Genomic DNA, 21738 nt, shown 5'->3' on the forward strand with positions numbered 1-21738 from the left:
TGGTACATGAAAAAACACCTCCTGAATTCGCATACTAAGTATGCAAATTCAATGGAGGTGTTTTTCGTTTGAAGACAAGAGTTCATTACCCAGAAGAAATAAAGTGGAAAGTGATTGAGATGAAAAAGGATGGTTATTCAAATCGTACCATTATGGAAACACTCGGCATTACAAATGTTTCCCAAATTAAGACATGGATGAAATGGTATCGTACAGCTCAAACATATCGTTTTCAACAACCTGTAGGAAAACAATATTCTTATGGAAAAGGGTCAAAAGAGCTAAGTGAATTGGAACAGCTACGATTAGAAAATAAACATTTAAAAACAAAATTACTTGTATGGGGAAAGTATCTGGAAATCGAAAGGAGCTGAAACCACATACCGTTATTACCCTATGGAATGAATTAAAAACAAAAGTAACCGTACAAGAACTGTGTAAAGTATTAGAGTTACCACGTTCCTCATTTTATCGTTGGTTACAGATAGCCGAACGCCCTAAAGACGAGATAGAAGAGAAAGTAAAGAAAATCTGCCTTAGAACCTGTTTAAAATCTTTTTAATAAAATTGCTACACCTGCCAATAAGCGACTCTGTCTGCTATTTTCAAGTGTTCGTTCACAGTTCTTCCACAGTCTGCGGTAATTTTCCAACCAAGCAAAAGTTCGTTCCACAATCCAGCGTTTGGGTAACACGACAAACTTGTGAAGTTCAGATCGTTTGATGATTTCAACCGAACAATCAATCGTTTCTTTGATGGATTGTGCAAAGGATGGCCCCGTATATCCGCCATCACAAAGTATATTTGTTACTTTTCCCAGTGTTTTCTTATGCCTTTCACACATTTGGATCGCACCTTCTCGATCAGTTATATTCGCAGTTGTTATTTCAATCGCATGAATAAGACCGTTCGTATCTACAGCGATATGACGTTTGATTCCTGACACTTTCTTTCCAGCATCATAGCCTTTTTCACCAGCTATCCATGTGTTTTTCACGCTTTGTGCATCTACGATGCAGAAACTTGCCTGATTCTTACGTCCATCTTGCTCACGATAGGTTTCAACCAATTTTTTTATGCACTTTTTCGAGAAGGCCTATGCCCTTCTCGTCTACTTTCCGCCAAATCTGATAGTAGAAATAGACTGTTTGCCAGTTTGGAAAGTCACTTGGTAAGTTACGCCATTGGCATCCTGTGGTAAGCACGTATAGCACACCGCAGAATACCTCGTACAAATCAACTGTGCGTGGACGCGTCCTTTTCTTGCGTTTTCCAAATCTTCTCGAATAAGTTCAAACTGTTCACGTGAAACGTTACTTGTATAATTATGTATCATAGAAAATATCCTTTTTTGCACAGATTATACCATAGATTCTAAACAGGTTCTTAGGCATAATGCGGCATGAATATCGAAGAGTGACCGTCATTCTTCGAAAAATGGGGCTATGTGTCAATCATAAAAAAGTATTACGGATTATGAAACTATATCATATACTCTCAAAAGTGCGTCGTAAGAAAAAGAAATATATCAATGGTGCTGAAACAGTCGTGGCCCCTCATCGATTGGAACGTCAATTTGAAGTATCAGCCCCAAATGAAAAGGGGTTCACAGATGTGACTTACTTATTATTTGGAGAGCGTACCTTGTATTTATCGACGATTATGGATGCCTTTAATCGTGAAATTATTAGTTATATCATCAGTGAGTCACAAACACTAACATTAGCGATGAAGACATTAAAACAAGCAATGCGAGGAAGAAAAATAAAAGATGTGATCCTTCACTCAGATCAAGGGAGTATTTATACAGCGAAGGAATTTCAAGCATGTGCCAAAGAAAACGGCATTATCATCAGCATGTCCCGGAGAGAAAATTACCATGATAATGCCGTCATGGAAAGCTTCTTTGGTCATTTAAAAAGTGAAGCTTTCTACTCACAAAAGATAACAAAAGTATCCAACACAACTGTGCGAAAGATTGTGCTAGAATACATTCATTACTACAATTGTGTGCGAATTCAAGAAAAATTAAACCACCTATCCCCTAAAGAATTTAGGGAACAGATGGTTTAGGTGTTTTGATAGGTGTCCCGTTTTCGGGGTTCACTTCACTTTAAGGCGGAGTGTTTTCATTTACACTCCTTCCATAAAGCGGATGAGGTCAAACTTGCCGTGCGTAAATATATGCACTTTTATAATCATCAAAGATTTCAAAAGAAATTAAATAACCTGAGTCCATATAAATATAGAACTCAGGTTGCTTAGTTGCGCTTTTTTAATACTGTCTACTTGACAGGGGTCACTGCATGTTTTTCATTTGAAGGAAAAAGTAAATTACTTCAGAAAAATAAAGGATTTGACTAATTTTAAAATTGAAACATATCATATGCGCATGTATTTTATTATTGAATTAGATTCTAGTCTTACATATTTGTTCTAATGTTTTGTGTGCTAATTTATTGAAAATATGAAGAAAAGAATTTGGAATGCTTTTTTACAGGGGAATCTTTATTACGAAATGTTTTAGGTGAAAATCATTTATTCAAAAAATAACTTGGCTGATAATCATCTGAATTTTTTGTCGTTTTTATTGAACGGGAGTTTTCTACTCTATGAAAAGGGGGGATCGAGATGGGATAAATGTATTTAAATAGATATGCTATTAGTCAGATGTGATTATATTTATAGCATATAGATGATGTGATGAGAATTTTCATGTGAGACTAGGGTAGGTAAAAGTATTTGGGATAATAAATGATTCGCTTTTTCCTGTTTCTAACCTTTGTGTGATGATAGTTGAAACCCAAAAATTTATTGTATTCAAACCGAAGGGATGATTCTTAAGGCATACAGTAGTTATTTTTATTTTAAAGGGGTATAGGGGATGCATATGGTGAAAAAAAATACATTTGTTTATAGAATTAGTCTGTTCAAAACAAAAATATTTCTAGGGATCAGTTAGTTTGATCTAAATATAATTTTTAGAGGGCGGGTTTCAATTATACTCACAATGTTCCGCAAAAAAAGATACAAAATATACCTAGGAATATTGTTATGAATTTCATTTCGAGTTATTGTCCAGCAATAATCAATTATAAGATTTAGCTTTTATTGTGATTTTATATTAAATTTTCTAATCAGGAGATGATAAGGTGAAAAAAATTAATAAGCATAGGTCTACCATTACTATCTGTTCCACACTTATATTCGGGGCACTTTGTATACCATCAATTTCTTACGCAAATACAAAACAAATCGCTCCCACATCTAGTGAATCTATTGAAGCAGTTCAACAAGAATTACAGAAACACCTGGATAACCGTGAAAAAAATAATGAAATCAGGTATATAACTACAAATTTTAATAGGGAGGAAGTTTTAGATAAGTTAATAGCGGTATATAATAATTTATTAGAAAAAGACGATTATTTGAAATATACTATAAAAAGAACAGACTTCACCATGCAAGGTGAATCAGGGGCTTATACAATGACATTGAATACCACGTATCGCGAAACAAAAGAGCAATCACAACATGTAAAAGAACAATCAAAATTGATAGTGGATTCTATTATTAATCCTCAAATGAATGATCATGAAAAAGTAAAAGAAATCCATGATTACGTAGTCAAACATGTTTCATATGATAAGTCTCTTCAATCCTACACTGCTTATGAAGCTGTAGTTAACCGCTCTGCCGTTTGTCAAGGGTATGCACTATTGACGTACCAGTTATTAAAAGAAGCTGGGATTCCAGCTAGGATTGTGGAAGGGACAGCAAACGGGGAATTGCATGCTTGGAATCTTGTAAATATTGAATCTAAATGGTACCATCTAGATTCAACTTTTGATGACCCTACTCCAGATAAGGAAAATCAGGCCACATATTCTCATTTCAATCTTTCTGATGAACAAATTAAAAATGATCATCAATGGAATCATGATAAATACCCAGCGGCAACAACGAGTTATTATGATGAATTAATGAATAAAGTACAAATAAATGACGAAAAATTAACTAGCTACCAAAAATTACTAAAAGATACTAATCTCATCTATTTAAAGTCAGAGTATAGTGCTGAAAATTACGAACAATTAATAAATAATATACAAAGTCAGTTTATATCGCAACCGGAAAAAATAACTTTACGTTACAATAAAAGCGTTAATAATACAATAAAAGATGCAAAATTAGTGCTTAATACAATTACTTGGCCCGAAGGAGCCAAAAACGTATCATTTGAAGCTGAACCATTTAATCATCATCAAGGTTCTTCATTATTAACAATTGTATTTACTTATTAAGTTCAATATTGTTTAAATTTAGCACGCACCGGTTTTTGTGCGAAAAAATAATGTTTAAAAATTTTTTTTATTTTAAATAATGGTATGTTTCTTTGTACTGAACCCGTTAATCATAGTATCTTTTTTGCCGTTATAATTATTATAAGTCTAGTAGTCAATGTATCTAAATAATTATTTAGATACAAAACAAGCTAGATTCAAAAATGCAAATGAAGTCAGCTTATTTTTAATAATGTATAGATAAACTTTACATCAAAATTTTGTGGAATATTAATAGAGGTAAGTCATAATTTTTCGAAATGATATAAAGATTGCATACCTATCAACTCAATTAAATTAAATATTCTTATCGTTTTTTTATAATAAAAATACTTAGGTATTACACATACTTGCCAGCAAAGGGCATAGTATTGTTAAAAAATATGGTGAATATGCAAGTTTAAGCCAAAAGGAAATGGTCAGGTTGAAAATCTAATCATTTCCTTTTTATCGTTTTCCGACAGAAGACTCCTTCCTCAAAAATGTGAAATGCCAGTAAGGGTAAGTCTACGATTTTGTATACTGCAAGTATACGATGCAAAAGTGGGGGCAACCTATGTTGGTAAATAAAAGCTATCCTATCCCTCTACTCTGTCGAGCACACTCAATAAAAAAAGAAACAGGATACAATCTGGTTAAAGGAAGTAGATTGTATTGCCCATACATCCACATTAAAAACCCTGCAGATGCTTTCTCATATTTTTTTAAGAAAGAAAACGATATGCCACGTTTTAAATCTAAAAAGAATAAGATTCCATCCTACACAACGAAGTAAACGAACGGAAAAATTACGATTGCAGGCAACAAAATGAAATTAGCAAAGCTTAGTGTGGCTTGCTTTGCTAGAGTCAGGGAGTAGAAGATTGTATTGTAAATGCAACAATTTGAAGCGATTCAAGTGGTAGATATTTTGTATCTATCTTGGTCGAAACAAAGGTACAAAAATAACTAAAGCTGAGCTTATATGTGGAATTGATGTTGGATGTTTTACCATTCTTCCTGATGGTAAAACATCCAAAGCCCAAAAAATCCCCACATTCGTCCGTATATTAGAAGAAAAGTTAGCAAAGGGACAGTGTGTCCTTTTTAGGAAAATGAGTTGTACGTATCTATGAACATGTGGAAAATGCAAGAGAAAAAATGTGCATTTTAGATTTCAAGATCAATATTGTGTGAGGTGTATTTTCTATAACTATATCCGTATATATACTATTAATGATTGTAAAATCATTAAAGAGAGAATGATAGCATTGATAAGTGTTTATCAGTAGAATATATTAACCAAAATTAGGCAAATGCAACATGAAAACAGTTGCTAAAAAAATACAAATGATAAACTTACAAGAGTAAGAAGTATAGAAAAAAGGTAGGAGGGGTGTAAATGCATAGTATGTTTATTTAATTAAGGGATGGGAGATCTAAAGACTGTAAAAGAGGTAGGATGTAACGTGAGTTCTTTGTGTAGAGAGTCCAAGTAACGAAAAATATTACACCTGGATAAAGGTTATCTATAGGTCGTTTATAATAATTAATTAAATATAGGTAATTTTACGCTAAATTAATTTTCGGAAAATCATAATACTACGGTGTATTGGTATACTAAAATAAAAATATCATTTCAAGATAATAGAGCTCTTTTCACTACCCGTGCAAGGAGTTCTATTAGTTGTGATAGAATGCTTCTATTTTAGTGTTTGTTCATTTAAATATTCTATGGTTCCTATTAATTATATCTCAGACCCCGTATAGTGTGCTCTTAATTTATGAAACGCCCTGGAGAATCTATTTTGACACTAAGAATGAATAGTATTCGTCTGAAATACAGCCGAGCTAACTCCCTTATCAGCGACACCAAAATGAGTAGCTAACTCTTGAGCCTTATGATGAAGACAGTTTTTACGCTGGTTCACTCCTTTTTTATGTAACTTAGCCACACGGATACGTTGTTTATTCTAACTGATAGCACATTAGTTCTTCTTGGTATTACTCGTTGTGGCTTTGCTAGGTGGTCTAACGTAATGATTTAATTATATAGTCTAGTGGTATCTCTCTATGTTGTTTGATACGTACCATCTTGATATGGCTATTCCGCAACATTTACTACATTCGTTGTATAAGGCTTTCTTATCTGCTTTAAATATTGGGAAGTAATTTTGCAAACTAAAGAAATTCTTATAGGATGTTTAAACGTTTAATTGAACGTTGGCCAATGTTGCTAATGAATCGACTTCTTTTAGCCATTCCTACTCTGCTTTGTATTTCGCAAGAGTAGGAAATTTTTGTTTCTTCAGTTCTTTCTCGCTCAGTGAGGGTTTTATATTATACATAAAGCATAAGGACCCAAAAATTTTCCGTTTTAGATTTGCTTGTTCTTCTGTTGAATACAGAAGAAATTTGTATGCTTTATTCTGTTTTTCCATATCAGTTCATCTTTTTTTGCCCAAAATGGTTCTACTTTATCTATGGCGGCGATCACATAACACTACTTGATTATCTATATCTATTGTTATAGCCTAAATTCCCTCCTCCTCGTCTCGTCCCCCATACCATCTCCCTATATCATACATGAATCGAATTAAATATATATAAATTACAGATTAAATTCGATATTTGGAGTGCAAATATATGTTAATGAATAGAGGGGGAAGAATTCTCATTTTAACTTAAAAAAATTAAAGCGTATAACTGGTAAGCGAATATTATATAGAATACTTTTGAGAAAAGTATTTTTTGAAATAATAGTAGTGGCAAGGGTGATATTCTTTTAAAGACGTATTAAATATTGGGATTAGGAGGAGAGGGGTATGGTTTGAATAATTATTATGAGTAGGTCAATTGTCTTGGGGAAGCTATATTATTTATCATAACGATTTACTTCCTATCACGCGTCATTAAACATGATCAATTAATATAGAAATTTGATCATTAATAGTTGGGGTTTTATAGGAAAACAGTAATGCAATTTTGGAGGGATATTTTTGATTTTAGTAAATATAATAAAGAATAAAGTGAAATTTTCATGTATAATGTTGCTTTTTCTGAGTACAATAGTTGGCTGCAAAAACGGTTCAAGTTTAAGTAAACAATCTCAGCAGACATTTCAAAATCCTGTAGAAATTGGTATGCTTAAATTAAGTAGTTCAGCACCTATCTTTATTGGGATTGAAAAAGGTTTTTTCAAAGAAGAGAATATTGATTTAAAACCAAAATGGTTTGATGCAGCTCAACCGATTGCGGTCGCTACAGCTGGAGGGAATTTGGATATTGGTGCGACAGGAATCACAGCAAGTTTATATAATATGGCTGGAAGTGGGAAAAAACTAACAATTGTAGCGGATAAAGGAAGGGAAGTTCGTGGATATTCTTCTAATGCACTTATGGTCTCTTCAAATTCCAATATTAATAAGGTCGAAGATTTGAGAGGGAAAAGAATTGGTATTACTCAAACAGGTTCTACCTATCATTATATGATAGGACGGTTATTAGAATTACATAACTTATCTTTAAAAGATATTGAATTGGTTTCATTGAATAGTGTGAATGGGCTAGTCGAAGCTTTAAAAAGTGGACAAATAGATGCAACTTTACTAACAGAACCTCATGCTTCTAACGCATTAAATCAGGGATACGGAAAATTATTGGTATCCGTTGGAGATGAGATGGATTATCAAACTTCAGGAATCTTTTTATCTGAAGAATTTTTGAAAAATAAAGATTGCGCAATTAGATTTCTTAAAGCATATGTGAAATCTACTCGCTATTATCATGATGCTATCATTAAAAAACAAGGTAGTCAATATGATGAACTAATTTCTATCATTTCTAAGTATACAAAACAATCCAAAGAGACAATACAAAAAGGGTTACCTTATATAGATCGAGATGGTAAAATATTACAAACAGATATAAAAACCCAAATATCATGGTACCATAAAGAAAATTTAATCGAGAAAAATATAGATAGTAACGAAATAATTGATACCTCCTTATTAAATGAAGCAATAAAAAAATTGGGGGATTCAAAGTAATGAAACTTATTGTTGATAATATTGGAAAACAGTTTAAATATAAAAACAATCAAATACGAACTATACTAAGTGATATTTCTTTCACAATACACGAAAATGAATTTATAGCTATTGTAGGAGCGAGTGGATGCGGGAAATCAACACTATTAAATATAATAGCTGGGCTTTTAGAATCCACAAGTGGGCAGGTTTATTTTGAAGGTGGCGCTCTCAAGCGAGAGCCACGTATTGGGATGGTATTTCAGGAATTTGCACTGTTTCCATGGAAAACGGTTTATAAAAATGTCGTATTCGGATTAGAAAACTATTTGACGGATTCTAAAAAAATAAAAGAGCTTGGCAATTATTATATAAATATGGTTGGACTTCATGGATTCGATTCTTATTATCCGAAACAATTGTCCGGAGGGATGAAGCAACGTGTAGGAATTGCTAGAGCACTTGCTGTTGAACCAGATTTATTAATTATGGATGAACCTTTTTCTGCATTGGATGCACAGACACGTCTCATTTTACAGGAAGAACTTTTGAACCTTTGGCATAATCAACCACTAAAAACAGTATATGTGACACATAGTATTGAAGAAGCTGTTTATTTAGCGGATAGAGTGATAGTACTTTCTAGGAAATCTGGAAACATAAATTCTATCATCCCTATTCAATTGCCTAAAATGGATCGTAAAAAAGAGGCGTGTAAGATAAAATTCAATCAATATGTCGATCAAATTCTTCAGCTTATATGTGAGGATGCAAGGGATGTTGTAGAGGGACGGGGTTATTTTGAAGAATATAAATAATAATTTCAATCATTTTGTTCAGCTGAATAAGAAAATGAATATCAATAGCCAATTGGATTTTTTGCAAAAAGATACTCCTAAATATGTATCTTTTTATAGCATAATCAGTACCGTGCTAATTTGGGAAATATGTTGTAGAATGCAATTTATTCCACCCTTATTTCTTCCGGCCCCTTCAGCTATAGTTCATGCAGCAAAAGATATGACTACAAGTGGAGAATTAGTTCAAAGTTTAACGGATAGCCTCTATCGAATTGGAATAGGTTATATGATTGGTAGTATATTGGGGATTATAACAGGGTTAATCCTGAGTTTTTCTAAATGGATGAACGCTATTCTCTCACCATTAATATATATAGTATATCCAATTCCTAAAATCGCTTTATTGCCTCTAATTATTCTATGGCTAGGAATTGGAGAGTTTCCTAAAATTACCATTATTGCTTTGGGAGTTTTTTTTCCTGTTTTTATTAATATATTCTCAGGGGTGAAAAATATAGATTCTAATCTTATAAAAGCTGCCGTATTATTTAAAGCCAGTCGTACAAGATTATTACTTGAAGTTATGTTACCAGGAGCATTACCTAGTATCTTTGCGGGCTTAAAAATAGCATCTGGTACGTCTCTCTTACTTTTAATTGCCGCAGAAATGATTGCCGCAAAACAAGGTATTGGCACATTAATTTTACACTATGGTAATCTTATGCTTACTACTAAATTGATGGTGGGAGTAATAATTCTATCGATATTAGGTTTATCATTTAATCGTTTATTGACCTGGATAGAAACATGGGCACTGTTGCAAAAAAAATAATGTATATAAAACCGATCTAATCGATTTTGGCATACTAGGGGTATTATCTTATAAGTTTGGCTGCAAATATGTTTAATAGATTAAAAATCGAGCTGATTGTAGATATCCTTTTTACAATTCTAGGTAAGTTTCGCAATTCAGTGTATGCTGGAAAAAAGCAGTTCAATCGCAAACTACTTTTGCGTTTATATAAGATATGAATGGTTTCGATGCCTTTTAAGATAGTGGGAAATGACTTTTTAATTTTGATTAGTATCTGACGATGTAAGTTGCCTAGATATAAATTCCGGTGAATCCACTTTCTCATTAAATTTTTCGTTGGGTATAGACAATCCAGAGTCGACTGTGAATAAATAGGAAATGAATGTGTTGATGGATACATTGCAGATAAAAGAGCAATTGTATGCTGTGTTTCAAAATATTATAAGAGAGCTCACTGATTCTACGTTTGCTATTGCAAACAATCGCTATAATGTCATGATGTTTAATGCACATTCTAATTATCAACATAGTTTACAAGGGGAAAAATTTTATGCGAGAATTAATTTTAGAGGAAACGAATATGATTTATATGTGTTCGAAAGGGGAGAATTTTATAAAGATACTCTCATTGAAAATAAAACCTGGTCTTGGGCATATAAAGGATGGGATATAGAGTCTGATACAACATCTTCAATTCAATTTCGTTTACCTTACTAGCATTTGAAATGTATATTTTCACAATATATATGCGGATTCCAAAAAAATATAAAAAGGGTATTCCATTTTTATATTGTATATAATTCATAATTACAATATTATAAGAATTTAATGTATATTTGACCCGTATATAAGTATATTGAAAAACAGATTATTCCGATTCTGGAACTCTGTTTTTTTCTTTTATTATAATAGTAGTACACATGTGTTTTGGGGAGGGCGTATATCATGTATATAAACAAATTATTAAAATGGTTACTCTGCATCGGGATAACGATTTATACACTTATACCGACAGGGAATAGCGTTACATCAGCAGAGGGAATAGACATAGATACTAAACAAAATTCTATTTTTGAATTATATGGGGACGAATGGCTAAGTACGTTAACTACGGATGAAAAACGTGCTATCACGTACTATACTGGGCCGAACTACGCAGATATAAATTATTATTTAAGAAGCCAGCAACAAGAATTATTGCCAGAATCATCAGTATCTAAAATGGAATTGGACACTAAAATAAATTTAATAGATTCTGCAATAAATAAAGCGGTCTTGAAAGAGGATATCACAGTGTATAGAAATACGGGAGAGCAAGAATTCCAAGAGGCTAAATATTTTTTACAGCCAATATGGGGACCAGATTTCAATTCTGTAGAAGGAATTACAACTTTTGAAGAATACATAAAAAAAGCCATTACACTTATACAAAAAAATATAAATAATACGTATACCGCACTTGCATATACAAGTACATCTTTACAGACAGGGGTTGCCTTTGGTCGTTCAGCCATTCGTATGGAAATAAAGGTACCAAAAGGAACCCGTGCACCATATATAGATTCTATTTCTAATTATAAAGGGGAAAAAGAAGTGCTTTTACCAAGAGGATCACATTTTAAAATAACTGGTGCATCTACAGTTCAGGAAAGAGGACAAAATACATTGATTATTAGAGCGATATTAATGAATTCTATTGCAAAGTTTTCTAAATGAGATTACACGCTAAAAAAGGAATTATGGAGAATCGGCCATGAGGTATGTTAAAGGGAAGCCGTTCAAGAAAGATATTATTTTAGTAGCTAAGGGCTACTATTATTGTTTTTTAGCTATCGTGATATATCGAAATTTTTGAGAGAGCTTGACATATCGTTTCATCCAATAACTATTATGTGTTAAACGTGAAAGCAAAAAAGCGTGTACAACAATTATTAACGATCGCATAAAAGTCAGCTGCAATCATACCAATTTTTCACCTGTTAACAAATTTTGCGCTAGAATGGTTTACCTGCTATGGATTTGAAAAAGGGCCTAATTTTTTGAATATCAAAAAATTAGGCCCTTTTTGCGTATAGAAATATACAATTTTTTGTACGAAGAAACATATTTATCTGAATTTTAGTAAAACAATAAAAATGTTGGGGTTTTGTCACGTTAATCAATAGGAAAAATGAGCTCCTATCTGTATGCTAAGAAAAAGGTATTCCAGTTACTGAAAAAGGATGCTGAGAGGATAATGAATACTCTTTTTTGGGGAACTATAACAAAAAGTTCTTCCAAGAAGTATGTGAGTTAGTCTAAAACAAGATTCATTTTAAAGGAAAACGAGCATATGCATAAAATCATGATAGTAGAAGATGATAGGGAAATTTCTGAGTTACTTCAATCCTATATGAATAAATACGAATATATAGGGATTATTGCACAAGATTTTGAACATGTCTTGGACCAATTCAAAGATATTAAGCCTGATTTAGTGCTATGAGATATAAATTTACCGTATTTTATTGGTTTTTATTGATGTCACCAAATGAGAACGATATAGACTTGTGCCATCCTTTTTATATCGGCACGTCATGGGAGAATGGAACAAGTGATGGAATTAGAGCATGGGGCAGATGATTATATCACGAGGCCGTAATGGCCAAGATTAAAAGTCATCTTCGACGAATGTATGGTGAATATGCCCCAAAAGTAAAAGAGCGAGTGATCCAACAAGCAGGTTTACAATTGTATCCAGAAAAACTGGAATTAAAATTAAAAAATTAGAAGAGTATACTGACGTACAACGAAGCGCTAGTAATAGAAGTTCTCCTACAAAGATGTCCGAACATTGTCAGTCGGGAGAAAATATTAGAAAAAGTTTGGGATGAGGATATGTATGTAGATGATAATACACTTCGTGTAAATGTTGTACGTGTTCGAAAAAAATTAGAAGAACTAGGAATTAAAGATGCACTGGATACAGTTCGAAGGGCTAGATATCGCCTAAAAATAACCTGGGATAACGATGGAGTATGATAATGACGTTATTTTTACATGAACATATACCTTTGGTTGATATGATAGTGGTACAATTGATTGCCATTTTGATGGTGTATTGGCTGGATGGTTATGGTCATGTGCTAACAGCTTTATATAGTGTATTTTTAGGGATTTGTTTTTTTAATTGGTTATTTCATATATCGTTAGCATATTCATCGTAGCTATTACCATACATTGTCTCATCCTTCTCGGACATGGCAGGAATCATTACAAAAGATAAATGATACGACACGCCTATACCCATAGCCTTTAAACAGGTATTAGAAGCGCAATATAACCAATGTCAAAGCCAATTAAAGATATGGGAACATAAACAAAACGAGCATTTGATATTTATGAATCAAGGTACATCAAATGAAAACACCTGTATCTGTCGAGGTATTAAATACATAAGAAGAGCATGAAGAGGCGTTTGAACAAGAATTTCGTGTGGAAAGAGTATCATTAAAAACACTCGTTCAAGAGGTGATTGATGCAAATAAACGGTTTTTTATCAGAAACTATGTGTATCCGAAAGTGAAAATTACACAAGGTTACATCGTCGAAACAGATAGAAAGTGGCTTAGATTTATGACCAATCAAATTCTGTCTAATGCGATTAAATATTCTGCTGGAAGTAGGACGAATATTACAATTGCTGTTTTTGAAAAAGATAAATCGGATGTTTTGGAGATACAAGATTATGGCGTAGGAATTCCAAAGGAAGATTTTTTAAGGATCTTTCGTCCATTTTATACAGGGGAAAATGGGCGGAAATTCAAGGAGTCTACGGGAATTGGATTATACCAAGTGAAAAATATTATAGAAAGATTGAATCACAAAATTGAAATAGAATCTGAATTTGAAAAAGGAACAAAGGTCCGAATTATTTTTAAGTATGCGATTCGAGGGTCTGGTTAAGTCGGAATATTCAGTACTCTTACGAAGTTGTTATGGAAATCGATATGAGAAATACATGGTTCCCGTTACACTTAGTGTATAGAAAAATTAAAAGGAGAGAGCAACAAAATGGAAATATTCAAAGTAAATGAACTTAGTAAAACCTATACAGGGAAAATATCCTTTGAAGCGCTTTCTAATATTAATTTAAATATTAATAAAGGAGAGTTTGTAGGGATTATGGGTCCTTCTGGCAGTGGGAAAACAACCTTATTAAATATGGTTGCTACCATTGATTCTCCTACATCTGGAGAGGTGTTGATTAACGGAAAAAATCCGCATCGCTTATCAGCTAATAACCTTGCAGAATTCCGAAGACGTCAGTTAGGGTTCGTATTCCAGTCTTTTAATCTGTTGAACACATTGACAGTAAAGGAGAATATTGTTCTCCCTTTGACTTTGGATGGTATGGATGTCAAACACATGAATAAACGTGTAGAAATAATCGCAGAAAAGTTAGGTATTCAAGAAATATTAAACAAACGCACGTATGAAATATCTGGTGGGCAAGCACAAAGAACAGCGATTGCGCGTGCTCTAATTCATAAACCGCAACTTGTACTAGCAGACGAACCAACGGGAAATTTAGATTCCAAAGCGGCTAGTGATGTTATGGCACTACTACAACAATTAAATAAAGAACAGGAGGCAACGATGATGCTAGTCACGCATGACCCAATGGCTGCGAGTTATTGCGAGCGCATCGTATTTATCAAAGATGGTAAGCTGTATAATGAGCTATACTGCGGAGAAAATCGCCAGCTGTTTTATCAGAAAATTATGGATGTACTTGCTTTATTAGGAGGGCGTAAGGATGAATTTTCGACAACTCGCGTGTAACAACGTTATGCGTAGCAAGCGAACCTATACCGCGCATTTTCTAAGCAGTACTTTTTCCATTATGATCTTCTTTACGTATGCTTTATTATTGTTTCACCCGAACTTACAGGGAGGAGTACCTTCTGAGAGTACAATGATGGGGAAACTCGGAACAATCGGGATGCAAATTTCTCAATCCCTCATTTTCCTTTTTTCTTTTTTCTTTCTTTTGTATTCTGTCAGTGCATTTTTGAAAACAAGAAAAAAAGAATTTGGGATTCTTATGATGCATGGCATGTCTCCGTCACAGTTGAATACATTGATATTTTTAGAAAATATGATAATCGGAGCCGCATCGATTATTTTTGGCATTCTGATTGGACTAATTTTTTCAAAACTGATTTTATTACTAAGTGCCAATCTATTAGCGATTGAAACAGGTCTCCCTTTTTATATGCCCATCAAAGCAATTGGGATGACTGCTGGCGCGTTTCTAATTTTATTTTTATTGATTTCACTGTTTACTTCAAAAATGATCAAAGTTAACCAGTTGATTGAATTGATGAAATCCGAGGACAAGCCTAAACCAGAGCCGAAAGCGTCTGGGGTACGAGCCTTTCTTTCTCTTCTTTTCACTGGGATTGGATATGGTTTCGTGTTTTACTTTGTGTCAACGGTCAGAATGAATGTGAATCCTATACCGTTGGTTAGTGGGGTGGTATGTACCATAATCGGCACATATTATTTATTTTCTCAATTGAGTGTCTTTATTATCGGCAGGTTAAAAAAGAAGGAACGTATATTTTTTAAGAAAACAAATCTTCTCACTATTTCGGAATTAGCGTATCGCATGAAAGATAATGCCACGATGTTCTTTATGCTAGCGGTTGTTTCCGCCGTATCTTTTACAGGAATTGGGACATGCTTGTCAATCGGGGATTCGGCATTATATGAAATGAAAAAGCCGCCATTTGCATTCACCTACACTTCATATAATGAAAATAATCAGGAAGAAGCACATATTACAGAAATAAAGAAACAGCTTACAGATGCGGGATTTTCTTATCAAATGGGTGCTGTAACGAAAAAACATAGTGAAAATGGTTTCGCAATGCTGAAGCTAAGTGAGTATAATTCTTTAGCAAAAGCATTGGGGCACCAAACAGAAACATTCCAAAATGAAGACGAGACGATCTTAGTTCCTACATCTGCTTCAGCAGTGGCAAAATATCAAAAAAGAGAGGGGATTCCTTCTGAAATATCCGTAGTACAAGGAGAGAAAAATCTTTCATTCAAAGTGAAAAAAGCTGTTCCCTATCTAGTGGAACCAGATGGATATGGCGTTACTCTTGTTGTTTCAGATTCCATGTATGATGTGATTCCAAGCGGAGATGATAAACGTACTTTTACAGAGTACGGGTTTACTGTGAAAGATTGGACAGAAACAAAAGATATAGCAAAACAATTAGATGAAAAATTCATGAAGACAGAAAAAAAAGACTCAAAATACAGCTTTCGATCCTTGTACACGGAAAATCATATGTTTAGACAAGGAAACGGCATCTTATTGATTTCGAGTGTATTAGTAGGTATTGTATTTTTCACCTTTGCAGCCAGCTTATTGTATTTCCGTCTGTATGCAGATTTGGAAAGAGATCAACGACAGTATGAAATGATTGCAAAAATAGGATTAAGTAAAAAAGAATTAAAACAAATTGTTACACGGCAGCTGTTATTGATGTTTTTACTACCTATACTCGTAGCGATCATTCATAGTGGAGTAGCATTTCTAGCTTTGCAACAGTTACTGAAATTTTCTATTTTAAACACTTCTATTTTAGTACTTGCAGGTTTTATTGGCATACAAATCCTTTATTTCTTTATGGTGAGACGTGGATATTTACGACAATTGTATACAAAAGCTTTATAAATGAAAAAGGAGTGAAAAAGATGAAAAAAATACTATCTATATGCGGAATGGGATTACTTGTGATTTCAATACTTGGTGCGTGCTCCCTATTTGGAGGAAACAAAGCGCCATTAAATGGGTTGATGTTACTAGGTGAAGAACAGACATTGAAGAAAATAGAAACTGAACATAAAAAAGAGATTAAATCCGCAGCTTTCTATAAAGTGAAACAGGAAGAAAATAATGGTATGAAAATGTTTATTATGAATGAAAAAACCGCAAAGGAAATTGTAAAAAGAGGGATACTAAGAGAAAAAGATGATGATGGATATATGAGCACCTCTACGCCACTTTCTTCTTTACCAAAAATAAAGGACAAGGAAGCTTTAGTATTTGCTGATCCAAAACATAAAGATATAAAAAAGGTAGAAATGAGTGGAACAGAGATACAGACAAAATATAAAAGTAATTCTGATTTTGGATTCCCAAAGGATAAAGAGGAATTATTACTGGTTGTAGATAATGCTATGTTTCAAAAAATTCCTTCACCAGAAATTGATATGAGCATAATAGAGTTAAATAAAACTTATGGAGAAGATAAAGCGATTACTGCTGATGATATAGAGGCAGTGCAGGCCCAAAATGAATTAAAAAAATTAACGAAATCGATTCAAGATGATGTGAAAGACGTAATCTGGATTTCTATTATGAAATAATAAAGATCGTTATCAAATAAACTATAGTATACTCAGTGAACCGATTTCTTATTGTTTAAGGAATCGGTTACTGTATGCCTCATATGTGTTAAAATGTATAATTTACCTTGGGTGACATATGTGGGGATTGCAATTGGATCCTAGTTCACTTTCACTGGTGATGATCCGCAAAACATTAAAACCTATGAAACATATAAAGTTACAGAGAAACATATTGTAAATACACAAAAAATTGGTGGAGAAGTTGTTCCAAATGGCATAGAAACCATTGTATTTGATCCATCAAAAGGGAAGTATCAGCTATCTGTTAAAGCAGGAGAGGAAATAAAAAAAGGGCAGTTGTTATTTCAATACAATGATACGTCTATCAAACTAAAAAATAGAGAAGCGGATAGTCAAAAGAGGTTAGTCAAAGGAGAAGTAGCCATGTTGCAAAAACAACTGAATGCAGCAAAACAAAAATTACAACAGGATAAAAATGCGGGTGGTGAGAAATCGATATTACAAGCAGATGAACAATCCGTACAAGAACAAGAAGTACAACTGGAAAAGCAGCAATTAGAAGTAGAAAAAGCAAATCAAATGTCACAGACAAATAAAGAAATGATGGACGAATTAGCTGTCACTAGTCCTGTTGCGGGTATGATTGAAAAGATTACGAAAGAGGTAGATGAAAAAACAGGGATGAATGGGATTACGATTCGCACAGATGGCCCGTTAAAAGTAAAAGGACAACTAACGGAATATGAACTTTCTCAAATGAAGGTAGGACAAGAAGTTTCTATTACATCAAAAACAGTACATGGAAAAGCATGGACAGGAACGGTAACAGAAATTGGAACGACACCGGTAAAGAGCATGGATGAAAATAAAACGATTTCTAATTATCCATTCGTTGTTACATTAAATAATTCTGAAGAATTACAAACAGGTTTTCATGTATATGTCATCAGCAAAACAGGGGAAGCAAACGGAACCATTGTTCCGAAAAGTAGCATTGTTAAAAAAGAAAAGAAAAATGTCGTATTTATTGTGAAAAATGGGAAAGCAAAAGAACAACCTGTCCAGATTGAATTCGAAACAGATCATGAGGCGAAAGTTTCTGGTGTAAAAAAAGAGGACCGCATTATTTCTAAACCAGAAAAAGACGTAACGGATGGTATGGAGGTTGCTGCTCAATGATTGATTTAAAAGGTATTACCAAATCCTTTCAAAACGGAGGAGAAACGTTTCAAATTTTACATGATATTGATATAACACTTCATTCAGGTGAGTTCACTTCCATTATGGGCCCATCTGGTTCTGGCAAATCAACACTCATGAATATCATTGGTTGTTTAGATAAACCGACCACAGGCATGTATTCATTAGCTGGAAAAGATACTTCCCGTATGTCGGACACGAAGCTTGCGTATGTTCGAAATAAAGAAATCGGATTTGTCTTCCAAAACTTTATGCTTCTTCCGCGTTTAACAGCATTAGAAAATGTCGAACTTCCACTGATGTACGCTGGAATAGATAAAAAAGAAAGACGTGAACGTGCATTAGCGATATTAACAAAAGTGGGACTTGCTGAGCGATGCAATCACTATCCGAATGAGTTATCAGGTGGGCAAAAGCAACTGTACATCATCCTAAATTCATTTTAGCTGATGAACCAACTGGTGCACTTGATACGAAAACAAGTGCACAAATGATGGAGCTCTTTTACAAATTAAATCAACAAGGCACCGCCATTGTTATGATTACACATGATCGTGAAATTGGAAAAGCAGCCGCACGCCAAATTATTATTCGTGACGGACATATTGTCCAAGAGGGGAGGGATTGATTTTGAATACAAATGAAAATATACGCATGGCTATCTCTTCTATCTTTGCACATAAAATGCGATCTATTTTAACAATGCTGGGCATTATTATTGGAATTAGTGCAATCATCACCATTATTGCAATGGGAGATGGAGTAAATAAAAAATTAAAAGCAGATTTGAGTAAAAATAAGAATGACGATATAACCATCTATTATGATAATAGAGATGGGGATGAAAATAATGCAAAGATTACACCTGACATGAAAAAACGTCTAGAATCGTTACAAGGGGTTAAAAGTGTCTACCCCAATGCAAGTACAGATACAAAAGTATACGCTGGAGCAAAAGATATATCGCTGAATGTAAATGGTGGCACAGGTAAATTTATGGAAGATAATAAATTAAAAATGATTCACGGACGTGAATTCCATGTTCAAGAGTTAGAACAAGCAACGTCTGTTGTTATACTAAATGAAACAGCATTTCAAAAGTTATTTCCTAAATGGACAAATGATTTATATATTGATATCAAAGGCAAACCATATAAAGTAGTCGGTGTCTATAAAAGTACATTTGAATCTGACTATAATATGGCATTTGCTGAAGGATATACATCTCTTGACAATATCGCTGTTCTTTCAGGAGTAGATGAATATCAGTCGGTTACATTAAAATTACATCTTTCCAGTAATCAAAAAGAGATAGAACAACAAGCAGTATCCATCCTAAATGAGATGAAATCGCCAAACTTTAAATATGCGTTTAAAACAGATCATCATAAAGAAGATGATGAAGCGATGAAAGACATAGATGATTCCTTAGGGACATTAAAACTGGTGTTTGGTGGGATTGCAGGAATTTCATTAGTCGTCGGTGGAATTGGTGTGATGAATATTATGCTGGTATCCGTAACGGAACGTACACGTGAAATTGGAATCCGTAAAGCGCTAGGCGCAACACGAGGGAAAATATTGATGCAATTTTTAATCGAGTCTTGTATTTTAACGGGCCTTGGTGGACTCATTGGATTTGTATTGGGTGTGCTTTTTTCTTGGATTGTTGCATTTTTTGGAGAATGGCCTCTTGTTATTTCCATTGGTTTAGGACTTACGGCAGTGGGCGTGTCTATGTTCATTGGTATCTTATTTGGTTTCCTCCCAGCGAATAAAGCAGCAAGATTAGAACCAATCGAATGTTTACGATATGAGTAGAAGAAAGGGCCCTTTCGATTAAATGTAAGAGAGTATATCAAGAAAATAAATATATAATGATTCGTATGCCAACGTTTTTAAAAATTGTTTGTTTAATAATTTATGAAATAGTTGAAATAAGAATAGCACGGCAGTTGAGAGAGCTATTATATTTACTGCCATTTGGTTGTTTCTTGATTTTAATAAGAGATAAATCCTAATACTAGCTGTGTCTTTATTTCAATATTTTTAAAATGAAATATAATCATTTTAAGAGTAATCCATATGCAAGGAGAGAAAACGAATGAAACAACTACAAAGTTATAATAGGATAGATACATTAGACTATTTACGTGGTTTTGCTCTATTGGGAATTGTTCTCATGAACATACTTCCTTTACTTTCTATGAAAAATCCGGCAGTTGACACCCTGGATTTTTCCTATCAAAGATTTCTATTTTTATTTGTAGAAGGAAAATTCTATACTATTTTTTCATTTCTATTTGGAGTAGGCTTTTATCTCTTTATGACTAGAGCAACCACTAAAGGAATGAATGGATATCTTTTATGGTCAAGGCGTATGTTTATATTGTTTTGCATGGGATATATACATGGTCATTTTCAAGGTGGAGAAGTACTTAAAGAATATGCAATATTGGGAATGTTTTTGATGATTTTTTACAAAATGAAAAAAATCATCATTTTAATAATAGGGATAGGAACACTAGCATTAGCATCTTTTTTGGTATTAGGAGCAAAGCCGTTATTAACATTACCGCTTATGCTAATGGGATTGGCAGCTGGACAATATTGTATTTTTGAAAAGATATCAGAATATAGGAAGCAAATCGCTATTTTTACAAGCATAATGTTGTTTGTAAGTTTAATAGGGGTTGTTTACCAATATACAAAAGTGCCATCTATACCATTACCAATGATAGCTGTGTATGGGACCGGGGACTCCAATATTGAACAAGCAAATCAGTTCATAAACTTAGGGATTATGCTAGGCCCTATCATTTCCAGTGTTTATGTGGGTGGACTCATTCTGTTGTTACAGTTTAAATGTATGCAAACATTATTACTGCCCTTAAAGCTTTACGGACGTATGGCATTAACAAATTATTTAGGACAGACCTTCCTAATTTTAATTTCTGGACATATATTTCATTTGTTTGAAAATATCACATATATCCAATCCTTCTGTTTGTGTATTTTCATTTATATAGTCCAAATCATATTTAGCGTAACTTGGATGCGATTTTTTGTAATGGGACCATTGGAATGGTTCTGGCGGCTTATTACTTATTGGAAGGTGCCACAAATTCGCAAAAATTGAAACT

General features: G+C 33.5%; 12 protein-coding genes and 9 pseudogenes. 19 read left to right on the forward strand and 2 right to left on the reverse strand.

Annotated elements, in window-relative coordinates; translation table 11 throughout:
* Positions 1-68 precede the first annotated feature (68 nt).
* Positions 69-541: pseudogene (locus I6L50_RS36070) on the forward strand (transposase family protein); the annotation flags it as partial.
* Between the two features lie 6 nt (positions 542-547).
* Here the strand turns inward: I6L50_RS36070 and I6L50_RS33190 are convergent.
* Positions 548-1336: pseudogene (locus tag I6L50_RS33190) on the reverse strand (IS5 family transposase).
* 62 nt (positions 1337-1398) lie between these two features.
* Between I6L50_RS33190 and I6L50_RS33195 the strand changes: the two are divergent.
* From I6L50_RS33195 to I6L50_RS33205, 3 genes and pseudogenes are all read left to right on the forward strand, one after another.
* Positions 1399-2073: pseudogene (locus I6L50_RS33195) on the forward strand (IS3 family transposase); the annotation flags it as partial.
* Positions 2074-2085: 12 nt separating this feature from the next.
* Complete coding sequence (locus tag I6L50_RS35930) at positions 2086-2265, forward strand: IS3 family transposase (protein WP_219304655.1); 180 nt, start codon at positions 2086-2088, stop codon at positions 2263-2265.
* Between the two features lie 887 nt (positions 2266-3152).
* A complete protein-coding gene (locus tag I6L50_RS33205) occupies positions 3153-4304 on the forward strand; it encodes a transglutaminase domain-containing protein (protein ID WP_219304657.1) in 1152 nt (383 codons plus the stop codon).
* Between the two features lie 1859 nt (positions 4305-6163).
* Here I6L50_RS33205 and I6L50_RS33210 read toward each other — a convergent pair.
* Positions 6164-6763 (reverse strand): annotated as a pseudogene (locus tag I6L50_RS33210) (helix-turn-helix domain-containing protein); the annotation flags it as partial.
* A 558-nt stretch (positions 6764-7321) separates the two neighbouring features.
* Between I6L50_RS33210 and I6L50_RS33215 the strand changes: the two are divergent.
* The 15 genes and pseudogenes from I6L50_RS33215 to I6L50_RS33280 all read left to right on the forward strand — a co-directional run bounded on the left by I6L50_RS33215 (position 7322) and on the right by I6L50_RS33280 (position 21734).
* On the forward strand, positions 7322-8371 hold the full coding sequence (locus tag I6L50_RS33215; RefSeq protein WP_257475523.1) for an ABC transporter substrate-binding protein: 1050 nt from the start codon (positions 7322-7324) through the stop codon (positions 8369-8371).
* A complete protein-coding gene (locus I6L50_RS33220; protein ID WP_219304659.1) occupies positions 8371-9168 on the forward strand; it encodes an ABC transporter ATP-binding protein in 798 nt (265 codons plus the stop codon). Before I6L50_RS33215 ends, I6L50_RS33220 begins: the two co-directional genes overlap by 1 nt.
* Positions 9152-9982: an ABC transporter permease gene (locus I6L50_RS33225; protein WP_257475524.1), complete on the forward strand. Its 831-nt coding sequence runs from the start codon at positions 9152-9154 to the stop codon at positions 9980-9982. Before I6L50_RS33220 ends, I6L50_RS33225 begins: the two co-directional genes overlap by 17 nt.
* A gap of 372 nt (positions 9983-10354) precedes the next feature.
* Positions 10355-10681 (forward strand): hypothetical protein, encoded by a 327-nt coding sequence (locus I6L50_RS33230; protein WP_219304668.1) that lies wholly within the window; start codon positions 10355-10357, stop codon positions 10679-10681.
* 228 nt (positions 10682-10909) lie between these two features.
* Positions 10910-11680, forward strand: a complete 771-nt coding sequence (locus tag I6L50_RS33235) for an ADP-ribosyltransferase (RefSeq protein WP_219304670.1) — start codon at positions 10910-10912, stop codon at positions 11678-11680.
* Positions 11681-11717: 37 nt separating this feature from the next.
* A pseudogene (locus I6L50_RS35395) lies at positions 11718-11857 on the forward strand (IS6 family transposase); the annotation flags it as partial.
* Between the two features lie 439 nt (positions 11858-12296).
* Positions 12297-12985: pseudogene (locus tag I6L50_RS33240) on the forward strand (response regulator transcription factor).
* Between the two features lie 2 nt (positions 12986-12987).
* A pseudogene (locus I6L50_RS33245) lies at positions 12988-13909 on the forward strand (ATP-binding protein).
* Positions 13910-14017: 108 nt separating this feature from the next.
* Positions 14018-14788, forward strand: a complete 771-nt coding sequence (locus I6L50_RS33250; RefSeq protein WP_219304672.1) for an ABC transporter ATP-binding protein — start codon at positions 14018-14020, stop codon at positions 14786-14788.
* On the forward strand, positions 14763-16697 hold the full coding sequence (locus I6L50_RS33255; protein WP_219304675.1) for an FtsX-like permease family protein: 1935 nt from the start codon (positions 14763-14765) through the stop codon (positions 16695-16697). Before I6L50_RS33250 ends, I6L50_RS33255 begins: the two co-directional genes overlap by 26 nt.
* A gap of 20 nt (positions 16698-16717) precedes the next feature.
* Positions 16718-17392, forward strand: coding sequence for a lipoprotein BA_5634 family protein (locus I6L50_RS33260; protein WP_219304676.1), 675 nt, complete (start codon positions 16718-16720; stop codon positions 17390-17392).
* 93 nt (positions 17393-17485) lie between these two features.
* Positions 17486-18574, forward strand: a pseudogene (locus tag I6L50_RS33265) (efflux RND transporter periplasmic adaptor subunit).
* Positions 18571-19223, forward strand: a pseudogene (locus I6L50_RS33270) (ABC transporter ATP-binding protein). The pseudogenes I6L50_RS33265 and I6L50_RS33270 overlap by 4 nt, the downstream one beginning before the upstream one ends.
* Before the next feature lie 2 nt (positions 19224-19225).
* Positions 19226-20416 (forward strand): ABC transporter permease, encoded by a 1191-nt coding sequence (locus I6L50_RS33275; RefSeq protein WP_219304678.1) that lies wholly within the window; start codon positions 19226-19228, stop codon positions 20414-20416.
* Positions 20417-20699: 283 nt separating this feature from the next.
* Positions 20700-21734: a DUF418 domain-containing protein gene (locus I6L50_RS33280; RefSeq protein WP_219304680.1), complete on the forward strand. Its 1035-nt coding sequence runs from the start codon at positions 20700-20702 to the stop codon at positions 21732-21734.
* The last annotated feature ends 4 nt before the right edge of the window (positions 21735-21738 follow it).

The sequence above is a fragment of the Bacillus sp. FDAARGOS_1420 genome (assembly GCF_019344915.1).
Classification (GTDB): Bacteria; Bacillota; Bacilli; order Bacillales; family Bacillaceae_G; genus Bacillus_A; species Bacillus_A mycoides.